The sequence below is a fragment of the Pseudomonas pohangensis genome (assembly GCF_900105995.1).
GTDB classification, from domain to species: Bacteria; Pseudomonadota; Gammaproteobacteria; order Pseudomonadales; family Pseudomonadaceae; genus Aquipseudomonas; species Aquipseudomonas pohangensis.
Map to the genome: position 1 here is coordinate 2,855,024 of NZ_LT629785.1, position 19,025 is coordinate 2,874,048.

The following is a 19,025-nucleotide window of genomic DNA, read 5'->3' on the forward strand; positions in this document are numbered from 1 at the left end:
GCTTGTGCGCAAGCCTGCCGGACGAATGACTTAAGCAGCCACCACGATCACTTTGACGATTGCTTCAACATCGGTGTGCAGATGCACATCAACATCAAACTCGCCAAGGTGACGGATAGTGCCGTTCGGCATACGTACTTCGCTTTTCTCTACTTCAACGCCGGCAGCGGTGATGGCATCAGCAATATCATGCGTACCGATCGAACCGAACAGCTTGCCTTCTTCACCGGCTACCGCAGAAATGGTGATCTGCAGCTCGGTCAGCTGGGCAGCGCGAGCTTCGGCTTCAGCCTTCTTCGCGGCAGCTGCTTTTTCCAGCTCGGCACGACGCAATTCAAAAGCAGCGACGTTTTCCGCAGTAGCGGCGGCAGCCTTGCGTTGCGGCAGCAGGTAGTTACGACCGTAACCGGCCTTGACATTCACTTTGTCGCCCAGGTTGCCCAGGTTGGCGATTTTTTCCAGCAGAATGACTTCCATTTGAGTCTTACCTCTTAACTTTTAACCTTCACCATTCGCTGGGCCTGCTCCAGAGTCTGAAACCAGACGCCCGCGAAAATCAATCAGACTGTCGACTACGGCCAACACCACCAGTAACGGATAAACCAGCTGCATAAACAGCAGCAGCGATACATACAGCCCCACCAGCCAGAACCGCGCCAGCTTGCCCTTTGTGACCAGCCCGTGCAGTAGCGCCATACCGGCAAACACCAGCGGAACACTGCACAGCGGCATCAGCATGGCCAGTTCGACGCCAAAATTCGGCGCTACCAGCATGACCAGCAACAACCCGATGGCCATCGGTGCCGGGAGTCGCAGTGCGCGAAATTCGCGACCAAAACCGCCCGGGTTGTACAGTTGTGCCTGCCAGTAGCGACCCAGCAACAGGGCCAGCAAGCTTACAATCTGCAACACCGCAGCCATCAGACCGACCATCACCGGTGCCAGCAGGCTATCCAGTTTGGCCTGTTCAGCTGCCGTGAGCTGCTCGTAAACACCTTCGAGCATCTTCGGCAACAGAGCCTGTAACTCGCTTACCGTGGCGGCAATCAGCTCACCGAACTGCGATCCCAGCACCAGGCTGTAGATCACGCCCAGACCGATGCTGAGCATCAACACCCGGGGCCACGACGTGCTGGTGCGCAGCACCAGAGCCAGACCCAGCGTGCCAAGCAGCACCAGCAGGGTGCGCGGTTCGCCGAAATACCACCAGACCAGTGCCGGCAACATCGCCCATACGAGGATGCCCAGGGCATCACTCAGACCACGTCGCAACAACACCAGACTGCCTGCCGCAGCACTCAGCCAGAACAACATCGGCAGAGCCGCAGCAGCTGCTACCACGAGGGTAGCCTGCATGCGGCCGCGCATGATGAAGTCAGCCAGGGCGCGCATGCGTTTATCCTTTACCTGTGACGTCTAGCCGCAATCAACGACCGTGGCTGTCGGTGTAGGGCAGCAGAGCCAGGAAACGGGCGCGCTTTATAGCGGTGCCCAGCTGACGCTGATACTTGGCTTTGGTACCGGTAATACGGCTAGGAACAATCTTGCCGGTTTCGGAAACATAGGCTTTCAGCGTGTTGAGATCCTTGTAATCGATCTCTTTCACGTCTTCGGCAGTGAAACGGCAGAATTTACGACGACGGAAGAAACGTGCCATGGAGTGGCTCCTCTATAGATCCGTGAATTACTCGTCAGCGTTATCGCTGTCGTCACCGTCACTGTCACCGTCATCGGTGCTGGTTTCGGTTTCAGCGTTATCGCTTTCAGGACGCTCGCGGCGCTCGCGGCGCTCGCTGCGATTTTCCTCAGCCTTCATCATCTCGGACGGGCCAACTTCGGCTTCGTCGCGACGGATGACCAGGTTGCGGAGCACGGCATCGTTATAGCGGAAGTTGTCTTCCAGTTCGGCCAGGGCCTTGCCGGTGCACTCAACATTCAGCATCACGTAGTGAGCCTTGTGCAGATTGTTGATTGCATAGGCCAGTTGACGACGGCCCCAATCTTCCAGGCGGTGAACCTTGCCGCCGTCTTCTTCGATCAGCTTGGTGTAACGCTCGACCATGCCGCCGACTTGCTCGCTCTGATCCGGGTGGACCAGGAACACAATTTCGTAATGACGCATAAATGCTCCTTACGGGTTGTAGCCTGCCGGAAAATCCGGTCAGGCAAGGAGTGAAAGTATCTTCGTTAGTCTTGCCGGCGAAGGGGCGCAAAAGAGCCTGCCCGCACGACAAGGGGCGCCATTCTAGAGAAGGGCACCAGCGGAAGCAAGGTGAACTGGTGATTATTTGTACAATTGCGCCAGCGGGAAATCCCCTGGCGCATGACTCTCAGGACTTCCCGTCAGCTGCCTTGCGCTGTCGCAGCGCCTCGAACAGGCAAATCCCGGTAGCCACCGAAACATTCAGACTGCTGACGCTGCCCGCCATGGGCAACCTGACCAGAAAGTCGCACAGATCACGGGTCAGACGGCGCATGCCTTTGCCCTCGGCACCCATGACCAGCACGATAGGACCGCTCAGATCCTGCTGGTACAACTCCTGCTCCGCCTCGCCGGCCGTGCCGACCAGCCACAGTCCACGCTGCTTGAGCTTCTCCAGCGTGCGCGCCAGATTGGTCACGGCAACCAGCGGGATGACTTCAGCCGCGCCGCAGGCAACCTTGCGCACCGTGGCATTCAGGGTTGCCGACTTGTCCTTGGGCACGATCACCGCCAGCGCACCGGCGGCATCCGCAGTGCGCAGGCAGGCGCCGAGGTTATGCGGATCGGTCACGCCATCCAGCACCAGCAAGAGCGGCACCCCTTCGTGCCGCTCGAGCAATTCCTCGAGCATCAACTCGCCCCAGACCTGACTGGGGCTGACCTCGGCCACCACACCCTGGTGCACCCCCTCCGCCCACTCATCAAGTTCGCGACGGTCCTTGTGCCCGATAGCGATGCGCATCTGCCCGGCCAGTTCGACCAGGGTTTTTACCCGCGGATCATTGCGACTTTCCGCCAGCCACAATTGTTTAACCCTTTTCGGGTGATGGCGCAGCAGAGCCTCGACAGCATGTACGCCAAAAACCTTTTCCAGATCACTCATGGCTTGGCCTTGCGCTTGCGCGGCTTGCCCCCACCAGCAGCTGGTGTGCCTGAAGTCGCCGATCCGCGCCTACCACCCGCGGGCTGCTTGCCGCCACCCGCCGCCGTGGCCTTGCCCGCACCGGCTCCCGCCTTGCCCGCCTTGCCAGCACCTTTGGCGCCGGACAGCAGGGCTTTCTTCACTTCGCGGCTTCTCTCCACGTCGGTATTGCCGGCTGCCGCCTTGCCTGACGCCGGCGCTGCATCAGCCGCGCCCTTGGCACCCCTGCGTCCGCCCTTACCCGGATTGGCCGCATTCGCCCGCGAGCGACCCGGCTGTGCCTTGCCCGCCGATTCCTGCGCCAATTCAAAATCGATCTTGCGCTCATCCAGATCGACACGCATCACCGTCACTTCAACGCTATCGCCAAGACGGAAACTGCGCCCGCTGCGCTCACCGGCCAGGCGGTGGTGGACCGGATCGAAGTGGTAGTAGTCACCCGGCAGGCCGGAGACATGCACCAGGCCTTCCACATAAATATCGCGCAGCTCGACAAACAGGCCAAAGCCGGTAACCGCGGTGATCACCCCGGCGAAACTCTCGCCAACGCGATCCTTCATGAACTCGCACTTGAGCCAGTTCACCACGTCACGGGTGGCCTCATCGGCGCGCCGTTCGGTCATCGAGCACTGCTCGCCCAGCTGCTCCAGCGCGGCCTCGTCGTACGGATAAATCTTCGCCTTGGGCATGCTCACTGCACCGGCGCGCCGCACATGCGGCGTATCCAGCCTGGAGCGCACCACGCTGCGGATGGCCCGATGCACCAGCAGATCCGGATAACGCCGGATCGGCGAAGTGAAATGGGTATAGGCTTCGTAATTCAGACCGAAATGCCCGCCGTTGTCCGCGCTGTATACCGCTTGGCTGAGCGAGCGCAACATCACGGTCTGGATCAGATGAAAGTCCGGGCGCTCGCGAATGCTCTCCAGCAGCTTCTGGTAATCCTTGGGGGACGGGCCGTCCTTGCCACGGTGCAGCGACAAACCCAGCTCGGTCAGGAAGGCCTTGAGCTTCTCCAGACGCTCCGGCGGCGGACCATCGTGCACACGGTAGAGTGAGGGGATTTCGTGCTTGCGCATGAACTCTGCGGTAGCCACGTTGGCCGCCAGCATGCACTCCTCGATCAGCTTGTGCGCATCATTGCGCTGGGTCGGAGTGATCTCGGCAATCTTGCGCCCGCTACCGAAGATGATGCGTGTTTCCTGCGTCTCGAAATCAATCGCACCGCGCTCATGACGTGCCGCCAACAGCACCTGGTACAGCGCGTACAACTGCTTCAGGTGCGGTAGTACTTCGGCGTATTCGCCACGCAGGGCTTTGCCCTCGCTACCCTTGGGCTGTTCGAGCATGGCACTGACCTTGTTGTAGGTCAGCCGTGCATGGGAGTGGATCACCGCCTCGTAGAACTGGTAATCGACCAGCTTGCCCAGCTTGGAGATGGTCATCTCGCAGACCATGGCCAGCCGATCAACATGCGGATTCAGCGAGCACAGACCGTTGGACAGCTCTTCCGGCAGCATCGGCACCACGCGTTCGGGGAAATACACCGAGTTGCCGCGATTCTGTGCCTCTTCGTCGAGCGCCGAACCAACCTTCACGTAATGCGAGACATCGGCGATGGCGACATACAACTTCCAGCCGCCGGAAAACAGCTTCCACGCCGAACTGTTCTTTTCGCAGTACACCGCGTCATCGAAGTCGCGCGCGTCTTCTCCGTCAATGGTGACAAACGGCAAATGCCGCAGATCGACGCGCTTTTCCTTGTCCTTCTCTTCCACTTCGGGCTTGAGTCTGGCCGCTTCCTTGACCACCGCTTCGGGCCACACATGCGGGATATCGTAGCTGCGCAAGGCAACGTCGATTTCCATGCCCGGCGCCATGTAATTACCGACCACTTCGACAATATCCCCCTGCGGCTGGAAGCGCTGGGTCGGCCAGTGGGTGATTTTCACCTCGACAAACTGGCCAATCTTGGCGTTGCCCGCGCGACCCTGCGAGATAAGTACTTCCTGCTGGATTTTCGGATTGTCGGGTATCACAAAGCCGATACCGCTTTCCTCGTAGTAGCGCCCGACCAGTGTTTCGTGGGCACGCACCAGCACTTCGGCAATCGCGCCTTCGCGGCGACCGCGACGATCCAGGCCGGCAACCCGAGCCAGTGCGCGATCGCCATCAAACACCAGGCGCATCTGCGCCGGGCTGAGAAACAGGTCATCACTGCCATCCTCGGGCACCAGAAAGCCGAAGCCGTCTCGATGGCCGCTGACGCGACCGCGTATCAGGTCTAGCTTGTCCACCGGCGCATAGGTGCTGCCACGGGTAAAGATCAGTTGCCCGTCACGCTCCATGGCGCGCAGACGACGACGCAGCGCTTCCAGCTGCTCGTCGGTGCTCAAGCCCAATTCTTCCCGCAATTGCTCGCGACTGGCGGGTGCGCCACGCTCGCTCAAATGCTGGAGAATCAGCTCACGGCTGGGAATCGGGTTTTCGTATTTTTCCGCCTCGCGGGCGGCCTCGGGATCGAGGGTTTGCCAATCGGCCATTAAGAAATTTCACCTTGGTTCATAAAGCGGGCTACTGCCCTGTGTCTATTGAAACGCGAAAACGCCATGCAGGTCAGCTTTCTGCGGATATTAAATTTTTTTGTCCCCGGGGTTTACAAGCAAATACACGATACGTATATTGCGCCCCCACAGCGACGGCAACGTTGTTGTAGTTGAAAGCGATGAGCAATCATCACTCTCAGTGCCCAGGTGGCGGAATTGGTAGACGCACATGGTTCAGGTCCATGCGGTGGCAACACCGTGGAAGTTCGAGTCTTCTCCTGGGCACCAAATTCAAAACAAAACCGAGCTCAGGCTCGGTTTTGTCGTTTCTGGCCGTGGCAAACCGGAACACTCCGGTCCACTCCGTCCAAATACTGCATACCCTGAAGCCGATTGCGGCCTCAGGGTACACCATCTCAGGCATAGGGGTGACGCAGCACGATAGTCTCGTTGCGGTCCGGGCCGGTCGAGATAATATCGATCGGCGCGCCCACCAGCTCTTCCACCCGCAGAATATAGGCCCGCGCATTGGCTGGCAGCTCTTCCAGAGTCTTAGCGCCCACCGTGGACTCGCTCCAGCCCTGCACTTCCTCGTAGACCGGCTGCAGACCCAGATAACTCTCGGCATCTGTCGGCGCATCCACCAGCAGGTTGCCCGCCTGATCCCGGTAGCCGGTACAGATACGGATGGTTTCCAGACCATCCAGCACATCCAGCTTGGTCAGGCACAGGCCGGAAATACTGTTGATCTCGATGGCGCGACGCAGGATAACCGCATCAAACCAGCCACAACGACGGGCCCGCCCGGTAGTCGAGCCAAACTCGTGCCCACGCTTGGCCAGCCGTGCACCTACCTCGTCAAACAGCTCGGTAGGAAACGGACCGGAGCCGACACGTGTGGTGTAGGCCTTGGTGATACCGAGAATGTAATCCAGATACAGCGGACCAAAGCCCGAGCCGGTCGCCGTACCGCCTGCCGTAGTGCTGGAACTGGTGACGTACGGGTAGGTCCCGTGATCAATATCCAGCAGCGACCCCTGGGCACCCTCGAACATGATGTAGGCATCTTCCCTGCGCAACTGGTGCAGGCGTGCGGTCACATCGATAACCAGCGGCTTGATGATTTCCGCATGCTCCAGCGCCTCATCCAGGGTTTTCTGGAAATCGACCGCCGGCTCCTTGTAATAGTGCTGCAGCACGAAGTTGTGGTATTCCAGCAACTCTTTCAGCTTGCTGGCAAAGCGTTCGCGATGGAACAGGTCGCCGATGCGCAACCCGCGGCGCGCCACCTTGTCCTCATAGGCCGGGCCGATGCCACGGCCAGTGGTGCCGATCTTGGCGTCACCACGGGCCTTTTCACGCGCCTGATCGAGCGCCACGTGATATGGCAGGATCAGCGTACAGGCCGAGCTGATGCGCAGACGCTCGCGTACCGGCACACCTTTCTGTTCCAGATTGCTGATCTCGCGCAGCAGGGCGTCCGGCGCAACCACCACGCCATTGCCGATCATACATTCGACCCCTTCACGGAGAATGCCTGACGGAATCAGGTGCAGCACGGTCTTCTCGCCGTCGATGACCAGTGTATGGCCGGCGTTGTGACCACCCTGGAAGCGCACCACGGCAGCCGCCTGATCTGTCAGCAGATCAACGATCTTGCCTTTACCCTCATCACCCCACTGGGTACCCAGGACGACGACATTCTTACCCATTACAGTTGCCCTCTCAGCAATTTAGCTGCCGGCGGCGCCGGCAAATTTCGTTCAGGACGCTACCGGCACGACTTGCCAGCGACCGTCTTGCAGTACCAGCTGCCGATCGCAGCCCGCCACAGCAGCTTCGGCCAGCGCCTGGCCAGGCAATGCCTGCACCACCCTGAGCCCGTCACGCCGCAGCCGTTGAATCTCTTTCCACAAGTACAGGTCGTGCACATCCGGCGCCCACACACCTTCTACCGGGGCGTCCGCAAGTCGCTGCCCCAGCGTCACCAGGGTTTTCAGATCGGTAGAAAAGCCGGTGGCCGGTCTTGCACGTCCGAAAGCGGCACCGATATCGTCATAGCGCCCACCCTGGGCGATCGACTGGCCGACACCCGGCACAAAGGCGGCAAACACCACGCCCGTGTGGTAGTGATAACCGCGCAACTCGCCAAGATCGAAATACAGCGGCAGCTCCGGGTAGCGCAACTCAAGCGCATCGGCAATTGACAGCAATTCATCCAGCGCGGCATGCACGTCATCCGGCGCCTCAACCAGACACGCCTGGGCCAGCTCAAGCACTTCGCGGCCGCCACAAAGTTCCGCCAGAGCCTGCAGCATGCTGGCCAGACCGGCTGGCATACCGGCCGTCAGCTGGGCAACTTCGTCGTGAGCCTTGCGCTGCAGCGCATCAAACAGCTGCTGCTCGGTCTCACCAGACAAACCTGCAGCCCTGGCCAGACCCCGGTAAATTCCGACATGACCAAGATCCAGATGCACGTCCGGCACCCGGGCCAAGTCGAGCACTTCCAGCAACAGGCTGATGACTTCTACATCACTGGCCGGACTGTCATCGCCATACAGCTCGGCACCCAGCTGGATCGGGCTGCGCGATGTCGATAGTGCCCGCGGCCGCGCATGCAACACGCTACCGGCATAACACAGACGACTCGGGCCGTTGCGCCGCAAGGAGTGGGCATCGATGCGCGCGACTTGCGGGGTAATGTCGGCACGAAAACCGAGCAAACGACCGGATTGCGGATCGGTTACCTTGAAGGTGCGCAGGTCAAGATCCTCACCGGCACCACTCAGAAGTGATTCGATATATTCGATGTGTGGAGTAATAACCAGCTCATAACCCCAGCACTGAAAAAGGTCGAGCACCCGTCGACGGGCCAGCTCGATACTGTCCGCTTCCGGCGGCAGTACCTCCTCGATGCCATCTGGCAGCAGCCAGCGCTCTACCGTTGCCATAATGCCTTTTCCTCTTTCGATCAGGGCGGCAAGCCTTCAGTGAAGCCAATACAGGGCGGCCGTTCCAAGCAACATGCTGGCCAACCCGATGAGACGCAATTGCTGGTCTGGCAAACCGGACAACAGCACTACTGACTCACGCCAGCGTTTTGGCGAAAGAAAAGGCAGGACGCCCTCGAACACCAATACCAGACAAAGCGCTATACCGATTTCCTGCCACATGTTTTCAACACACACGAGCGCCACAGACGCAAAAAAGCCGGGATTTTCCCGGCTGAGAAATGGTAACACAGTTTGTCCCGCGGTCATGCCGAGCTCATGCAAGCCTCGGCATGACCGCGGCACGCTCAGGGACCGGGCTTCTCCATGTAACGGAAGAACTCGTTTTCAGGATCGAGCACCAGCATATCGGTCTTCTCGGCGAAGCTTTCGCGATAGGCCTTGAGGCTGCGGTAGAACGCGTAGAACTCCTGATCCTGACCGTATGCCTTGGCATAGATCTCGGCCGCCAGCGCATCGCCATCACCACGAATCTGCTCGGCGTCACGATAGGCTTCGGCGACAATCACACGTTTCTGCCGGTCGGCATCGGCACGAATGCCTTCCGCCAGCTCACGTCCCTTGGCCCGATGCTCGCTCGCTTCACGCTCACGCTCCGAAGCCATACGCTCGAACACGCTGCGATAAACTTCCTTGGGCAAGTCGATAGTCTTGACGCGCACGTCCACCACCTCGATACCCAGCTCTTTCTGCGCCATGCGGTTGAGGTTGGAAGTGATATCAGCCATCAGCGAGTCGCGCTCACCAGACACCACTTCATGCAGCGTACGCTTGCCGAACTGGTTGGACAGCCCGGCTACCAGACGCTGCGACAGGCGATCATCAGCGATCTGCTTGAGGCCCGAGGTGGCGGTGTAATAGCGGCTTGCATCGGCAATACGCCACTTGGCATAGGCGTCCACAATCACCGCCTTTTTCTCCAGCGTCAGCAAGCGCTGCGCAGGTGAATCCAGGGTCAGCAGGCGACCATCAAACTTGCGCACCTGGTCGACATAGGGAACCTTGAAGTGCAGTCCCGGCTGGACGTTGTCCTGCACCACCCGACCGAACTGCAACAGCACGGCCCGTTCGGTTTGCGCCACAACGTAGAAGCTGTTCCAGCCGATGACCGCCAGCAATACGCCGGCAATCAGGGCAAATAATGCTTTATTGCTCATTAGCGACTCTCCCTGGAACGCGTATCGCGCTGCGGTTCAATCTTCGAGTACTGATTGTCGTCCGCGCCGGAGCCGCTGCCCGACGGACTGGCCAGCGGCTTGCCGCGGCCATCCATCATCTTGTCCAGGGGCAGGTACAGCAGATTCTGTCCCTTGTTGCCACTTACCAGCACCTTGCTGGCATTGCTCAGCACTTCCTGCATGGTGTCGATGTACAGGCGTTCACGGGTAATCTCCGGCGCCTTGCGGTACTCGGCAACCAGTTTGCTGAAACGCTCCCCCTCACCCTCGGCCCTGGCTACCACTTCATCACGGTAACCACTGGCGTCCTCGAAGGCCCGTTGTGCCTGCCCGCGCGCTTCGGGAACTACCCGGTTGGCATACGCCTCGGCCTGGTTCTTCTCGCGCTGCTCATCTTCGCGGGCACGGGTTACATCGTCAAAAGCGTCTTTCACTTCGGAAGGCGCTGCAGCGCGCTGGATGTTTACCTGAGTCACCAGAATGCCGGTGTCATAGTCATCGAGAATGCTCTGCAGGCGCTTCTGCACCTCATTACTCATGACTTCACGGCCTTCAGTCAGCACCTGATCCATCGAAGTCGAGCCCACCACATGACGCAAGGCGCTTTCCGTCGCTTCGCGCAGGCTGTTTTGCGGCTGATCGACCTTGAGCACGAAGTCCTCCAGGTTGTTGATCTTGTACTGCACGGTCAGCGGCACTTCGACGATATTTTCATCTTCGGTGAGCATCTGTCCGACCTTGGTGTAGGTACGCTCACCCCTGACATTTTCCTGGAATTTCTTGTCGATCGGCGGCAGATAAAAATTCAGGCCGGGGCCCACAGTTTCGTGGTACTTGCCGAAACGCAGCACGACAGCCTGTTCCTGTTCGTCGACCACATACACGGCGCTGTACAGCCAGGCCGCAGCCAGAATCAGCAGACCGACCAGCAACAGGCCATAGCCTCCGCCCTGACCACTGTCATTGCTGCCGCCGCGCGGCTTGCCACCACCGAAAATATTGCCAAGGCTTTCCTGCAACTTGCGCAATGCCTCATCCAAATCCGGCGGTCCCTTGCGGTCACCGCCTTTACGGCCACCCCAGGGGTCTTGATTGTTCGAGTTGCCACCGGGCTCATTCCAAGCCATAGCGATCTCCATAAATAAAAAGCCAAGGCGTGCCGATGACACGCCGCCCAATGCTACAGAATGCTGAACCCCAGCGCCAAAAACACTGCCCCGGGCATTATTGCAAAGTGTGTTGCTGGATGAACTCGTCCGGCTGAAAGCCTTCACGACTGATCAGGCGATTCAGCTCGGTGCGTGGCACCCGGACTTCCAGCAGCGTCTCGCCGGCCTCGTCATGGGTCTCTTTCAGCACCGCGCCAACGGCAAACAGCTGCGCGCGCAAACGGCCCAGCCTTTGCGGCAAGTGCACGGTGCCGATAAACAGGTCATTACCCAGCAATTCGGCAATCGCCTGCCGCAGAAGCTCAAGACCACGACCATCGCGGGCCGACAGCCAGACACGCTCGGGCCGACCATCCACATCACGCTGGATATGCGGCTCAATGCCTTCGAGCAAATCCAGCTTGTTATAGACCTCCAGCAGCGGAATCTCGGCAGCGCCGATTTCTCCCAGCACCGCCAGAACCTGCTCGATCTGCAACTGCCGCTCCGGTTCGTGGGCGTCAATCACATGCAGGAGCAGGTCGGCATTGCTGGATTCCTCCAGCGTCGCACGGAATGCCTCCACCAGTTTGTGCGGCAAGTGGCGGATAAATCCCACCGTATCGGCCAGCACGACTGGTCCGACATCCTCCAGATCCAGCCGGCGGAAGGTCGGATCCAGCGTGGCAAACAACTGATCGGCCGCGTAAACCCCGGAGCCGGTCAGTGTATTGAACAGGGTGGACTTGCCCGCATTGGTGTAGCCGACCAGCGATACCGAGGGTATTTCGGCCCGGCGCCGCCCACGACGCGCCTGTTCGCGCTGGCTGCGCACCGTATCCAGACGCTTGCGGATCTGCCGGATACGCACCCGCAACAGTCTGCGGTCAGTTTCCAGCTGGGTTTCACCCGGTCCACGCAGGCCGATACCGCCTTTCTGCCGCTCGAGGTGGGTCCAGCCACGTACCAGCCGCGTACTCATATGGTCGAGCTGGGCCAGCTCCACCTGCAACTTGCCTTCATGGGTACGCGCACGCTGGGCAAAAATATCCAGGATCAGCCCGGTGCGATCGAGCACGCGACATTCGAAAGCGCGCTCGAGATTGCGCTCCTGGCTGGGCGTCAGGGTGTGATTGAAAATAACCAGCTCAGCCTGCGTCGACTGCACCAGCTGGTGCAATTCATCAACCTTGCCGCTGCCGATCAGGTATTTCGCCGTCATCTGGCTACGCGGCACCCGCACGAAAGCCACCGCCTCTGCTCCAGCAGACAGTGCCAGTTCCTGAAACTCCTGAGGATCTTCCCGAACCCCGGGCTCCTGGCCCTCCAGATGAACCAGGATTGCCCGCTCACCGCCACCCGGGCGCTCGAAAAACAAATCAGCCCCCTAGGTCAGAAGTTACCCGGCTCAACAGGCGCATCGTCATCGGCCTCCGGCGTGGCCGGCAAACGTACGGGGCGACTAGGCACAACGGTGGAAATAGCGTGCTTGTAGACCATCTGGCTGACAGTGTTCTTCAGCAAAATCACGAACTGGTCGAATGACTCGATCTGGCCCTGCAACTTGATGCCGTTGACCAGATAGATGGATACCGGAACGCGCTCCTTGCGCAGGGTGTTCAGATAAGGGTCTTGTAGCGAATGCCCTTTTGACATGTGTTGCACTCCTCAAACAAACGAAAATTATTCCAGCGAAAACACGCTGCCGACCCAAAGAATAGACGGCAAATGCAACTTACCCACGCAATATTGTGGCTGAATTCAGGTATTTCAAGGCTCGCGGCAGATTGTCGCTGGCCAGACTGTCGAGCCAGTGCACCTGTTCCCAGCTACGCAGCCAGGTAAATTGCCGCTTCGCCAGTTGCCGGGTGGCAATAATGCCACGTTGTTCCAGCTCATCCAGAGTCAGATCGCCCTCCAGATAGGCCCACGCCTGCCGGTAGCCCACCGAACGCATGGACGGTAGTCCGGCATGCAGGTCACCTCGCTTGTACAGCTGTTCCACTTCGGCAACAAAACCCTGCTGCAACATATGCTTGAAGCGCAAGGCAATCCGTTCGTGCAGCAGCTGGCGCTGTAACGGCGCAATGGCCAGGCGGGCGATTCTATACGGCAAACCGGCAGCCAGGCCGAGTTTTTGTAACTCGCGATGACGGCTCATGCTCATGCCACTGACACGATAGACCTCCAGCGCACGAATCAGCCGCTGCGGGTCATTCGGGTGAATGCGCGCTGCCGACTGCGGATCAATCGCCGCCAGCTGCTCATGCAATACCTGCAAGCCGGCGCTGTTGGCCAATGCCTCCAGCTCCGCCCGCACCGCGGGATCGGCTGCCGGCATATCCGCCAGACCTTCTTCCAGGGCCTTGAAATACAGCATGGTGCCGCCTACCAGCAGCGGAATACGGCCACGCGCGCTGATTTCGGCCATTGCCTGCAACGCGTCGGCGCGAAAATCAGCGGCCGAATAGCTGTCCAGCGGATCACGAATATCGATAAGACGGTGTGGAAACGCCTCCAGTGTCTGCCGATCCGGCTTGGCCGTGCCGATATCCATGCCGCGGTAGACCAGCGCCGAATCGACACTAATCAACTCGCAGGGCAACTGTCGCGCCAGCTCCAAAGCCAGGTCGGTCTTGCCGGCCGCTGTCGGACCCATGAGGAAGATTGCCGGTGGCAACTGTTCAGACATCGGCCGGATACCTAACGGCCACGCAGGAACAGCCGATCCAGATCATCCAGCCCCAGCTGGGTCCAGGTCGGTCGGCCGTGATTGCACTGGCCGCTACGCTCGGTCTGTTCCATATCCCGCAACAGGGCGTTCATCTCCGGGACACTCAGTCGGCGGTTGGCACGCACCGAACCATGGCAAGCCATGGTGCCGAGCAATTCGTTGAGGTGAGCCTGGATGCGATCACTGCTGCCATATTCGAGCAGATCCGCCAGCACATCACGCACCAGCTGGGTAGCCTCGGCCTGTTTGAGCAGAGCCGGAGTCTGGCGAATCGCCAGGCTTTCCGGGCCGAGCCGTTGCAGTTCGAAGCCCAGGCGCTGAAACCACTGCTCATGTTCTTCCGCACAATCCGCTTCGCGCTCGCTCAGCGCCAGCGTCTCCGGCACCAGCAACGGCTGCCCGCGCAGACCTTCACTGGCCATGGCCAGCTTGAGCCGCTCATAGGTAATCCGCTCGTGGGCCGCATGCATGTCTACCAGCACCAGTCCATGGGCGTTTTCCGCGAGAATGTAGATACCTTTGAGCTGTGCCAGGGCATAACCCAGCGGCGGTACATCGCCACCGCCTTCCGGCAAGCCAGGGGCAGCAGCCTCTGCCAGCGGCGCGAGGTAATCACGGTAGGCGCCCTGCAATTCCGCCTGGGCGAAACCGCCGGAGGGCCTTGGCCCCTGATAACCCGCACCGGAACCTTGCCATCCTGCAGACACCGGCCGGGCTTCGGGCAGCTGACTGGCCAGTCCCATCTCGCCTTGCGGGCCAAATTCACCCGCGGCCGCTCCGCTGATCGGCGCAGCAGTCGCCGGAGCAGCCAGCTGGTCATCCGGACGTACATCGCCCAGGGCGCGGTGCAAGGTACCGTAGAGGAAGTCATGCACCATGCGGCTTTCACGGAAACGCACTTCGTGCTTGGTCGGATGCACATTGACATCCACCACCGCCGGATCGACTTCCAGAAACAGCACAAAGACCGGATGACGGCCGTTGTACAGCACATCACGATAGGCCTGACGCACGGCATGCACGACCAGCTTGTCACGCACCATGCGGCCATTTACATAGAAATACTGCAGATCCGCCTGGCTGCGGGAAAAGGTTGGCAAACCAACCCAGCCCCACAGATGCAGACCGTTGCGCTCGACTTCGATCGGCAGTGCCTGCTCCAGAAAGGCCGGGCCGCAAACGGCAGCAACCCTGCGCGCGCGACTCAGCTCATCGGCTGCTTCGTGCAGTGTCAGCACACTCTTGCCGTTATGCCGCAGACTGAACGCAACATCGAAGCGCGCCAGCGCCAGACGCCGGATCACTTCCTGCAAGTGGTCAAACTCGGTTTTCTCGGCACGCAGGAATTTGCGCCGCGCCGGCGTATTGAAGAACAGGTCGCGCACTTCCACCGTAGTGCCTACCGGATGTGCTGCTGGCTGCACTCTGGCGGCCATGTCGCGGCCCTCGGTTTCCACCTGCCAGGCCTGCCCGGCATCGGCGGTGCGCGAAGTCATGGTCAGGCGTGAAACCGAACTGATCGAAGCCAGCGCCTCGCCACGGAAACCCAGGCTCATCACCCGTTCCAGATCTTCCAGATCGAGGATCTTGCTGGTGGCATGCCGTTCCAGCGCCAACGGCAGGTCTTCGGCAGGAATGCCGCTGCCGTCATCACGCACCCGCAACAGCTTGCTGCCGCCCTGTTCGACGTCCACATCAATCCGTCGGGCACCGGCATCCAGACTGTTTTCCAGCAACTCCTTGATCACCGACGCCGGTCTTTCGACCACCTCACCGGCGGCAATCTGGTTTGCCAGTCGCGGGCTCAGCAGATGGATGCGACGCGCTTCGACCGGGATTCCCAACGGGTTAGTCAAGGCGTTGCAGCCAGCGTAGTGGCTGGAATATTCAGCACCTGTCCGACCTTGACCGTGTCACTGCGCAAGCTATTGGCGCTGCGCAAGGAGGCCAGACTGATCCGGTAACGCACGGCGATCATCGACAGGCTTTCGCCGGAGGACACCACATGTTCGCGTGGCCCCTGCGGAGTTTTGCCGGACTCGCGCTGGGATGCCAGATAGGTGCCTGGCGGCGGATTCTGCTGGAAGAATTGTCGTATCCCGCCGGTTATCGAGCGGGCCAACGCCTGCTGATGGCTTTTCGTCGCCAGCTTGCCGGACTCGTTCGGGTTGGAGATAAACCCGGTCTCTACCAGAATCGACGGGATATCCGGAGACTTCAGCACCATGAATCCGGCCTGCTCGACACGCTTTTTATGCAGCGGCGTCACCCGCCCCATGTTGGACAGCACTTTCTGCCCCACATTCAGGCTGGATGACATCGAGGCGGTCATCGACAGATCAAGCAGTACACCGGCGAGCATCGGGTCCTTGTCATCCAGGCTGACATTACCGGTACCACCGATCAGGTCCGACTGGTTTTCGCTGTTGGCCAGCCAGCGTGCCGTTTCCGAGGTAGCCCCGCGGTCCGACAGGGCATACACCGATGCACCGAACGCGGAAGCACGTGGCGCCGCATCCGCATGGATCGAGACAAACAGATCGGCACCTTTCTTGCGCGCTATTTCAGTCCGCCGGCGCAACGGGATGAAGTAATCGCCGGTACGCACCAGCTCGGCACGGAAGCCCTTCTCGGCATTCAGCTGGCGCTGCAGTTCCTTGGCAATCGCCAGAACCACGTGCTTTTCACGGGCACCTTTGGGCCCGAGCGCGCCCGGATCCTCGCCACCATGACCTGCGTCAATCGCGATGACCACATCGCGGCGTCCCGATGCTGGCAGGGACGGCAACACCGGCACCGGCGGCTCGACCTGAATCACCGACTGCTTGACCGGAATAGCCGGCTGGCTGGCAACCGCTGTCGAGGCCTCGTCAGCGTCGAACAGATCAATCACCAGACGGTTACCGTATTGCTGATTGGGTGCCAGCGTAAAACTTTTCGGGGTCACGGCTGCGGACAGATCCAGCACCAGGCGCAACTCCTGGGCAGAGCGCTGCGCCGAACGCACACTGGTGATCGGGGTATTGGCCAGATTCAGCTGATCGAAAGCGGTCGCCAGCGACGCGCCCTGAATATCCACGACGATACGGTCTGGCGAGCTGAGGATAAACAGGTTGTGCTGCACCGGCCCGCTGAGATCGAATACCAGCCGGGTATTGTCCGGCGCCCGCCACAGGCGCACACCGCGCACTTCCGAGGCGGCCAGGGCTTCGACACTGATAGCCAGCAACAGCAACGACGCGGCCAACAGCGCGCTCAAGCGCATACCCAACACCCCACTCTCTTATTGATTTGACAGGCCATCGAGCATTCTGCACCAGAGCAAACCACGATCCGTGCCTGGCTGCAATTGCAGTCTCCGACCGCCCGCATACTGGTCAATGGTAATGTCCAGGTCCGCCTTTGGCAAAACCCCGCTGCCGCGCTCGGGCCATTCGATCAGACATAACGCATCCTCGTCGAAATAATCGCGAATACCCAGAAATTCCAGCTCTTCCGGGTCGGCAAGCCGGTACAGGTCAAAGTGAAATATCCGCAACGGGCCGATCTCATAGGGTTCAACCAGGGTAAATGTCGGACTTTTGACCGGCCCGCAGTGCCCAAGCCCCCGCAGCAGGCCTCTGGACAGCGTGGTTTTGCCAGCCCCCAGATCGCCACGCAGAAATATCAGGCCATGTCCCGCACAGACTGTTGCCAGACGCGAGCCCAGCGCCAGCATGGCCTCTTCACCCTCTACTTGCAGGCTCAAACCAGACACGGTGAAAAAACCTCCAGTTGTTCGCGGATGGCTGGCAGCAAATCGCTCGCAGCCATGCCGCGCCCCAGTAATGCCAGCTGCTCGCCAGCACGGGCATGCAGCCAGACGGCCAGGCATGCCGCCGCATAGGCAGGCAAGCCTTGCGCCAGTAACGCGCCAATCAACCCGGCCAGCACATCACCGAAACCAGCACCGGCCATCGCCGGATGCCCGTTGCTGCAGACTGCCAGCTGCCCTTGCGGGGAAGCAATCAGGGTTCCGGCACCTTTGAGCACAATCACCGCCTGATAACGCCGGGCCAGCTCTTGCGCCGCGGCCGGCCGGTCCGCCTGCACCTGTACCGCACTGCAGCCCAGCAGCCGCGCCGCTTCGCCGGGGTGCGGCGTCAGCACCGCGCCTGCCGGCAGCGATGCCTGGCCGGCCGCCAGCAGATTCAGCGCATCAGCATCCCATACCTGCACCTGACGCCCGTTTATCGCCGCACTGAGCAAGCTGCGGCCCCAGGCCATCTGGCCCAGACCCGGCCCGACCACCAGCACATCCGCCGCCGCCACCAGAGGGTACAACTGATTGGCCGAGGCAACCGGCGCGCACATCAGCTCCGGGCGCCGGGCCAGCGCCGCAGCCACATGCTCGCCACGGGTTGCCAGTGACACCAGGCCGGCACCGGCGCGCAAGGCGCTTTCAGCCGCCAGCAAGGCCGCACCGGCAAAGCCGCGATCACCGCCAATCACCAGCAGATGGCCCAACTGCCCCTTGTGCGTCGTGCGCCGGCGCGGCGGCAACTTGGTCAGGGAGCCTGCAGCCAGCCGCTCGGCGACGGTAGCGACCGCCCCGCGCACCAGGGGGTCAGCCTGCAACTCGGCAAACTCCAGACGGCCGACCCGATCGGGGCCGGCTCCGGTAAACAGCCCCAGCTTCAACCCGACAAAAGTCACCGTCAGGCTGGCCCTGATCGCCACGCCCAGCTCGCAGCCGGTATCGGCACACAGCCCGGACGGAATATCCACCGCCACTATCGGCAGGTCGCTGGCATTGGCCAGCCGGATCGCCTGGGCATAAGGTTCGCGCACGGCACCCTGCAAGCCGGTACCCAGCAGTGCATCGACCAGCACACCCTGCAATGGCGCGCACTCACTCCAGGGCTGAATGACCACCCCGCTGGCTAGCGCCTCGGCATGAGCCCGCTGTGCATCGCCCTGCAACTGCGCCGGAGCGCCGACCGCGAGAACCTGTACCTGCCAACCGGCACGCTGCGCCAGCGCGGCGATCAGGTAGCCATCGCCGGCGTTGTTGCCGCGCCCGGCCAATACGGTAAGGCAGCCTGCCGCCGGCCACTGCTGGCGCAAGGCACGCCAGCCGGCGTGGGCAGCACGCTGCATCAACTCATAGCCAGACGTACCGGCGGCAATCAGCCGGGAATCCAGCTCGCGCACCTGGGCGGCGCTGTAAACCTGCTGGGGTAAATGTTCTTGTGAATCCGGCATGCGTGGTCAGCTCCGATGTCTGGCAGAATTATACCTGCA

Annotated in this window: 18 protein-coding genes and 1 tRNA gene; 1 reads left to right on the top strand and 18 read right to left on the bottom strand. The window is 60.7% G+C overall.

The features are described from left to right. Positions 1-30: 30 nt before the first annotated feature. The 6 genes from rplI to rnr all read right to left on the bottom strand — a co-directional run bounded on the left by rplI (position 31) and on the right by rnr (position 5,668). Positions 31-477 carry a 50S ribosomal protein L9 gene (rplI, locus tag BLT89_RS13355; protein ID WP_090196314.1) on the bottom strand — a complete coding sequence of 149 codons (447 nt, stop codon included), beginning with the start codon at positions 475-477 and terminating at the stop codon, positions 31-33. Positions 478-498: 21 nt separating this feature from the next. Further along, positions 499-1,392 carry a hypothetical protein gene (locus tag BLT89_RS13360; protein WP_090196317.1) on the bottom strand — a complete coding sequence of 298 codons (894 nt, stop codon included), beginning with the start codon at positions 1,390-1,392 and terminating at the stop codon, positions 499-501. A gap of 34 nt (positions 1,393-1,426) precedes the next feature. Continuing rightward, on the bottom strand, positions 1,427-1,657 hold the full coding sequence (rpsR, locus tag BLT89_RS13365; protein ID WP_090196321.1) for a 30S ribosomal protein S18: 231 nt from the start codon (positions 1,655-1,657) through the stop codon (positions 1,427-1,429). A 27-nt stretch (positions 1,658-1,684) separates the two neighbouring features. Beyond that, complete coding sequence (gene rpsF / locus BLT89_RS13370; RefSeq protein WP_090196324.1) at positions 1,685-2,122, bottom strand: 30S ribosomal protein S6; 438 nt, start codon at positions 2,120-2,122, stop codon at positions 1,685-1,687. 208 nt (positions 2,123-2,330) lie between these two features. Further along, positions 2,331-3,086, bottom strand: coding sequence for a 23S rRNA (guanosine(2251)-2'-O)-methyltransferase RlmB (rlmB, locus tag BLT89_RS13375; protein ID WP_090196327.1), 756 nt, complete (start codon positions 3,084-3,086; stop codon positions 2,331-2,333). Beyond that, positions 3,083-5,668, bottom strand: a complete 2,586-nt coding sequence (gene rnr, locus BLT89_RS13380) for a ribonuclease R (RefSeq protein ID WP_090196330.1) — start codon at positions 5,666-5,668, stop codon at positions 3,083-3,085. The genes rlmB and rnr overlap by 4 nt, the downstream gene beginning before the upstream one ends. Before the next feature lie 204 nt (positions 5,669-5,872). Between rnr and BLT89_RS13385 the strand changes: the two genes are divergently transcribed. Further along, positions 5,873-5,959: transfer RNA gene (locus BLT89_RS13385), tRNA-Leu, on the top strand. A gap of 128 nt (positions 5,960-6,087) precedes the next feature. Here the strand turns inward: BLT89_RS13385 and BLT89_RS13390 are convergent. The 12 genes from BLT89_RS13390 to BLT89_RS13445 all read right to left on the bottom strand — a co-directional run bounded on the left by BLT89_RS13390 (position 6,088) and on the right by BLT89_RS13445 (position 18,986). After that, complete coding sequence (locus tag BLT89_RS13390) at positions 6,088-7,383, bottom strand: adenylosuccinate synthase (RefSeq protein WP_090196333.1); 1,296 nt, start codon at positions 7,381-7,383, stop codon at positions 6,088-6,090. A 51-nt stretch (positions 7,384-7,434) separates the two neighbouring features. Then, the gene (locus BLT89_RS13395) at positions 7,435-8,622 is read right to left on the bottom strand and encodes an ATP phosphoribosyltransferase regulatory subunit (protein ID WP_090196336.1); all 1,188 of its coding nucleotides are present in this window, start codon (positions 8,620-8,622) and stop codon (positions 7,435-7,437) included. 36 nt (positions 8,623-8,658) lie between these two features. Further along, entirely contained in the window at positions 8,659-8,844 is a 186-nt protein-coding gene (locus tag BLT89_RS13400) for a DUF2065 domain-containing protein (RefSeq protein ID WP_090199023.1), read from the bottom strand. Between the two features lie 125 nt (positions 8,845-8,969). Next, positions 8,970-9,839 carry a protease modulator HflC gene (gene hflC, locus BLT89_RS13405; RefSeq protein ID WP_090196339.1) on the bottom strand — a complete coding sequence of 290 codons (870 nt, stop codon included), beginning with the start codon at positions 9,837-9,839 and terminating at the stop codon, positions 8,970-8,972. Next, positions 9,839-10,987, bottom strand: a complete 1,149-nt coding sequence (hflK, locus tag BLT89_RS13410; protein WP_090196341.1) for an FtsH protease activity modulator HflK — start codon at positions 10,985-10,987, stop codon at positions 9,839-9,841. Before hflK ends, hflC begins: the two co-directional genes overlap by 1 nt. Before the next feature lie 97 nt (positions 10,988-11,084). After that, a complete protein-coding gene (gene hflX, locus BLT89_RS13415) occupies positions 11,085-12,386 on the bottom strand; it encodes a ribosome rescue GTPase HflX (protein ID WP_090196343.1) in 1,302 nt (433 codons plus the stop codon). A gap of 14 nt (positions 12,387-12,400) precedes the next feature. Continuing rightward, positions 12,401-12,664 (bottom strand): RNA chaperone Hfq, encoded by a 264-nt coding sequence (gene hfq, locus BLT89_RS13420; RefSeq protein WP_090196346.1) that lies wholly within the window; start codon positions 12,662-12,664, stop codon positions 12,401-12,403. A 79-nt stretch (positions 12,665-12,743) separates the two neighbouring features. Next, a complete protein-coding gene (gene miaA, locus BLT89_RS13425) occupies positions 12,744-13,700 on the bottom strand; it encodes a tRNA (adenosine(37)-N6)-dimethylallyltransferase MiaA (protein ID WP_090196349.1) in 957 nt (318 codons plus the stop codon). Between the two features lie 11 nt (positions 13,701-13,711). Continuing rightward, positions 13,712-15,580: a DNA mismatch repair endonuclease MutL gene (gene mutL, locus BLT89_RS13430; RefSeq protein ID WP_090199026.1), complete on the bottom strand. Its 1,869-nt coding sequence runs from the start codon at positions 15,578-15,580 to the stop codon at positions 13,712-13,714. 14 nt (positions 15,581-15,594) lie between these two features. Continuing rightward, the gene (locus BLT89_RS13435; protein WP_090196353.1) at positions 15,595-17,007 is read right to left on the bottom strand and encodes an N-acetylmuramoyl-L-alanine amidase; all 1,413 of its coding nucleotides are present in this window, start codon (positions 17,005-17,007) and stop codon (positions 15,595-15,597) included. 18 nt (positions 17,008-17,025) lie between these two features. Next, positions 17,026-17,460, bottom strand: coding sequence for a tRNA (adenosine(37)-N6)-threonylcarbamoyltransferase complex ATPase subunit type 1 TsaE (gene tsaE / locus BLT89_RS13440; RefSeq protein ID WP_090199029.1), 435 nt, complete (start codon positions 17,458-17,460; stop codon positions 17,026-17,028). A gap of 26 nt (positions 17,461-17,486) precedes the next feature. Continuing rightward, positions 17,487-18,986: an NAD(P)H-hydrate dehydratase gene (locus tag BLT89_RS13445; protein ID WP_090196355.1), complete on the bottom strand. Its 1,500-nt coding sequence runs from the start codon at positions 18,984-18,986 to the stop codon at positions 17,487-17,489. Between the last annotated feature and the right edge of the window lie 39 nt (positions 18,987-19,025).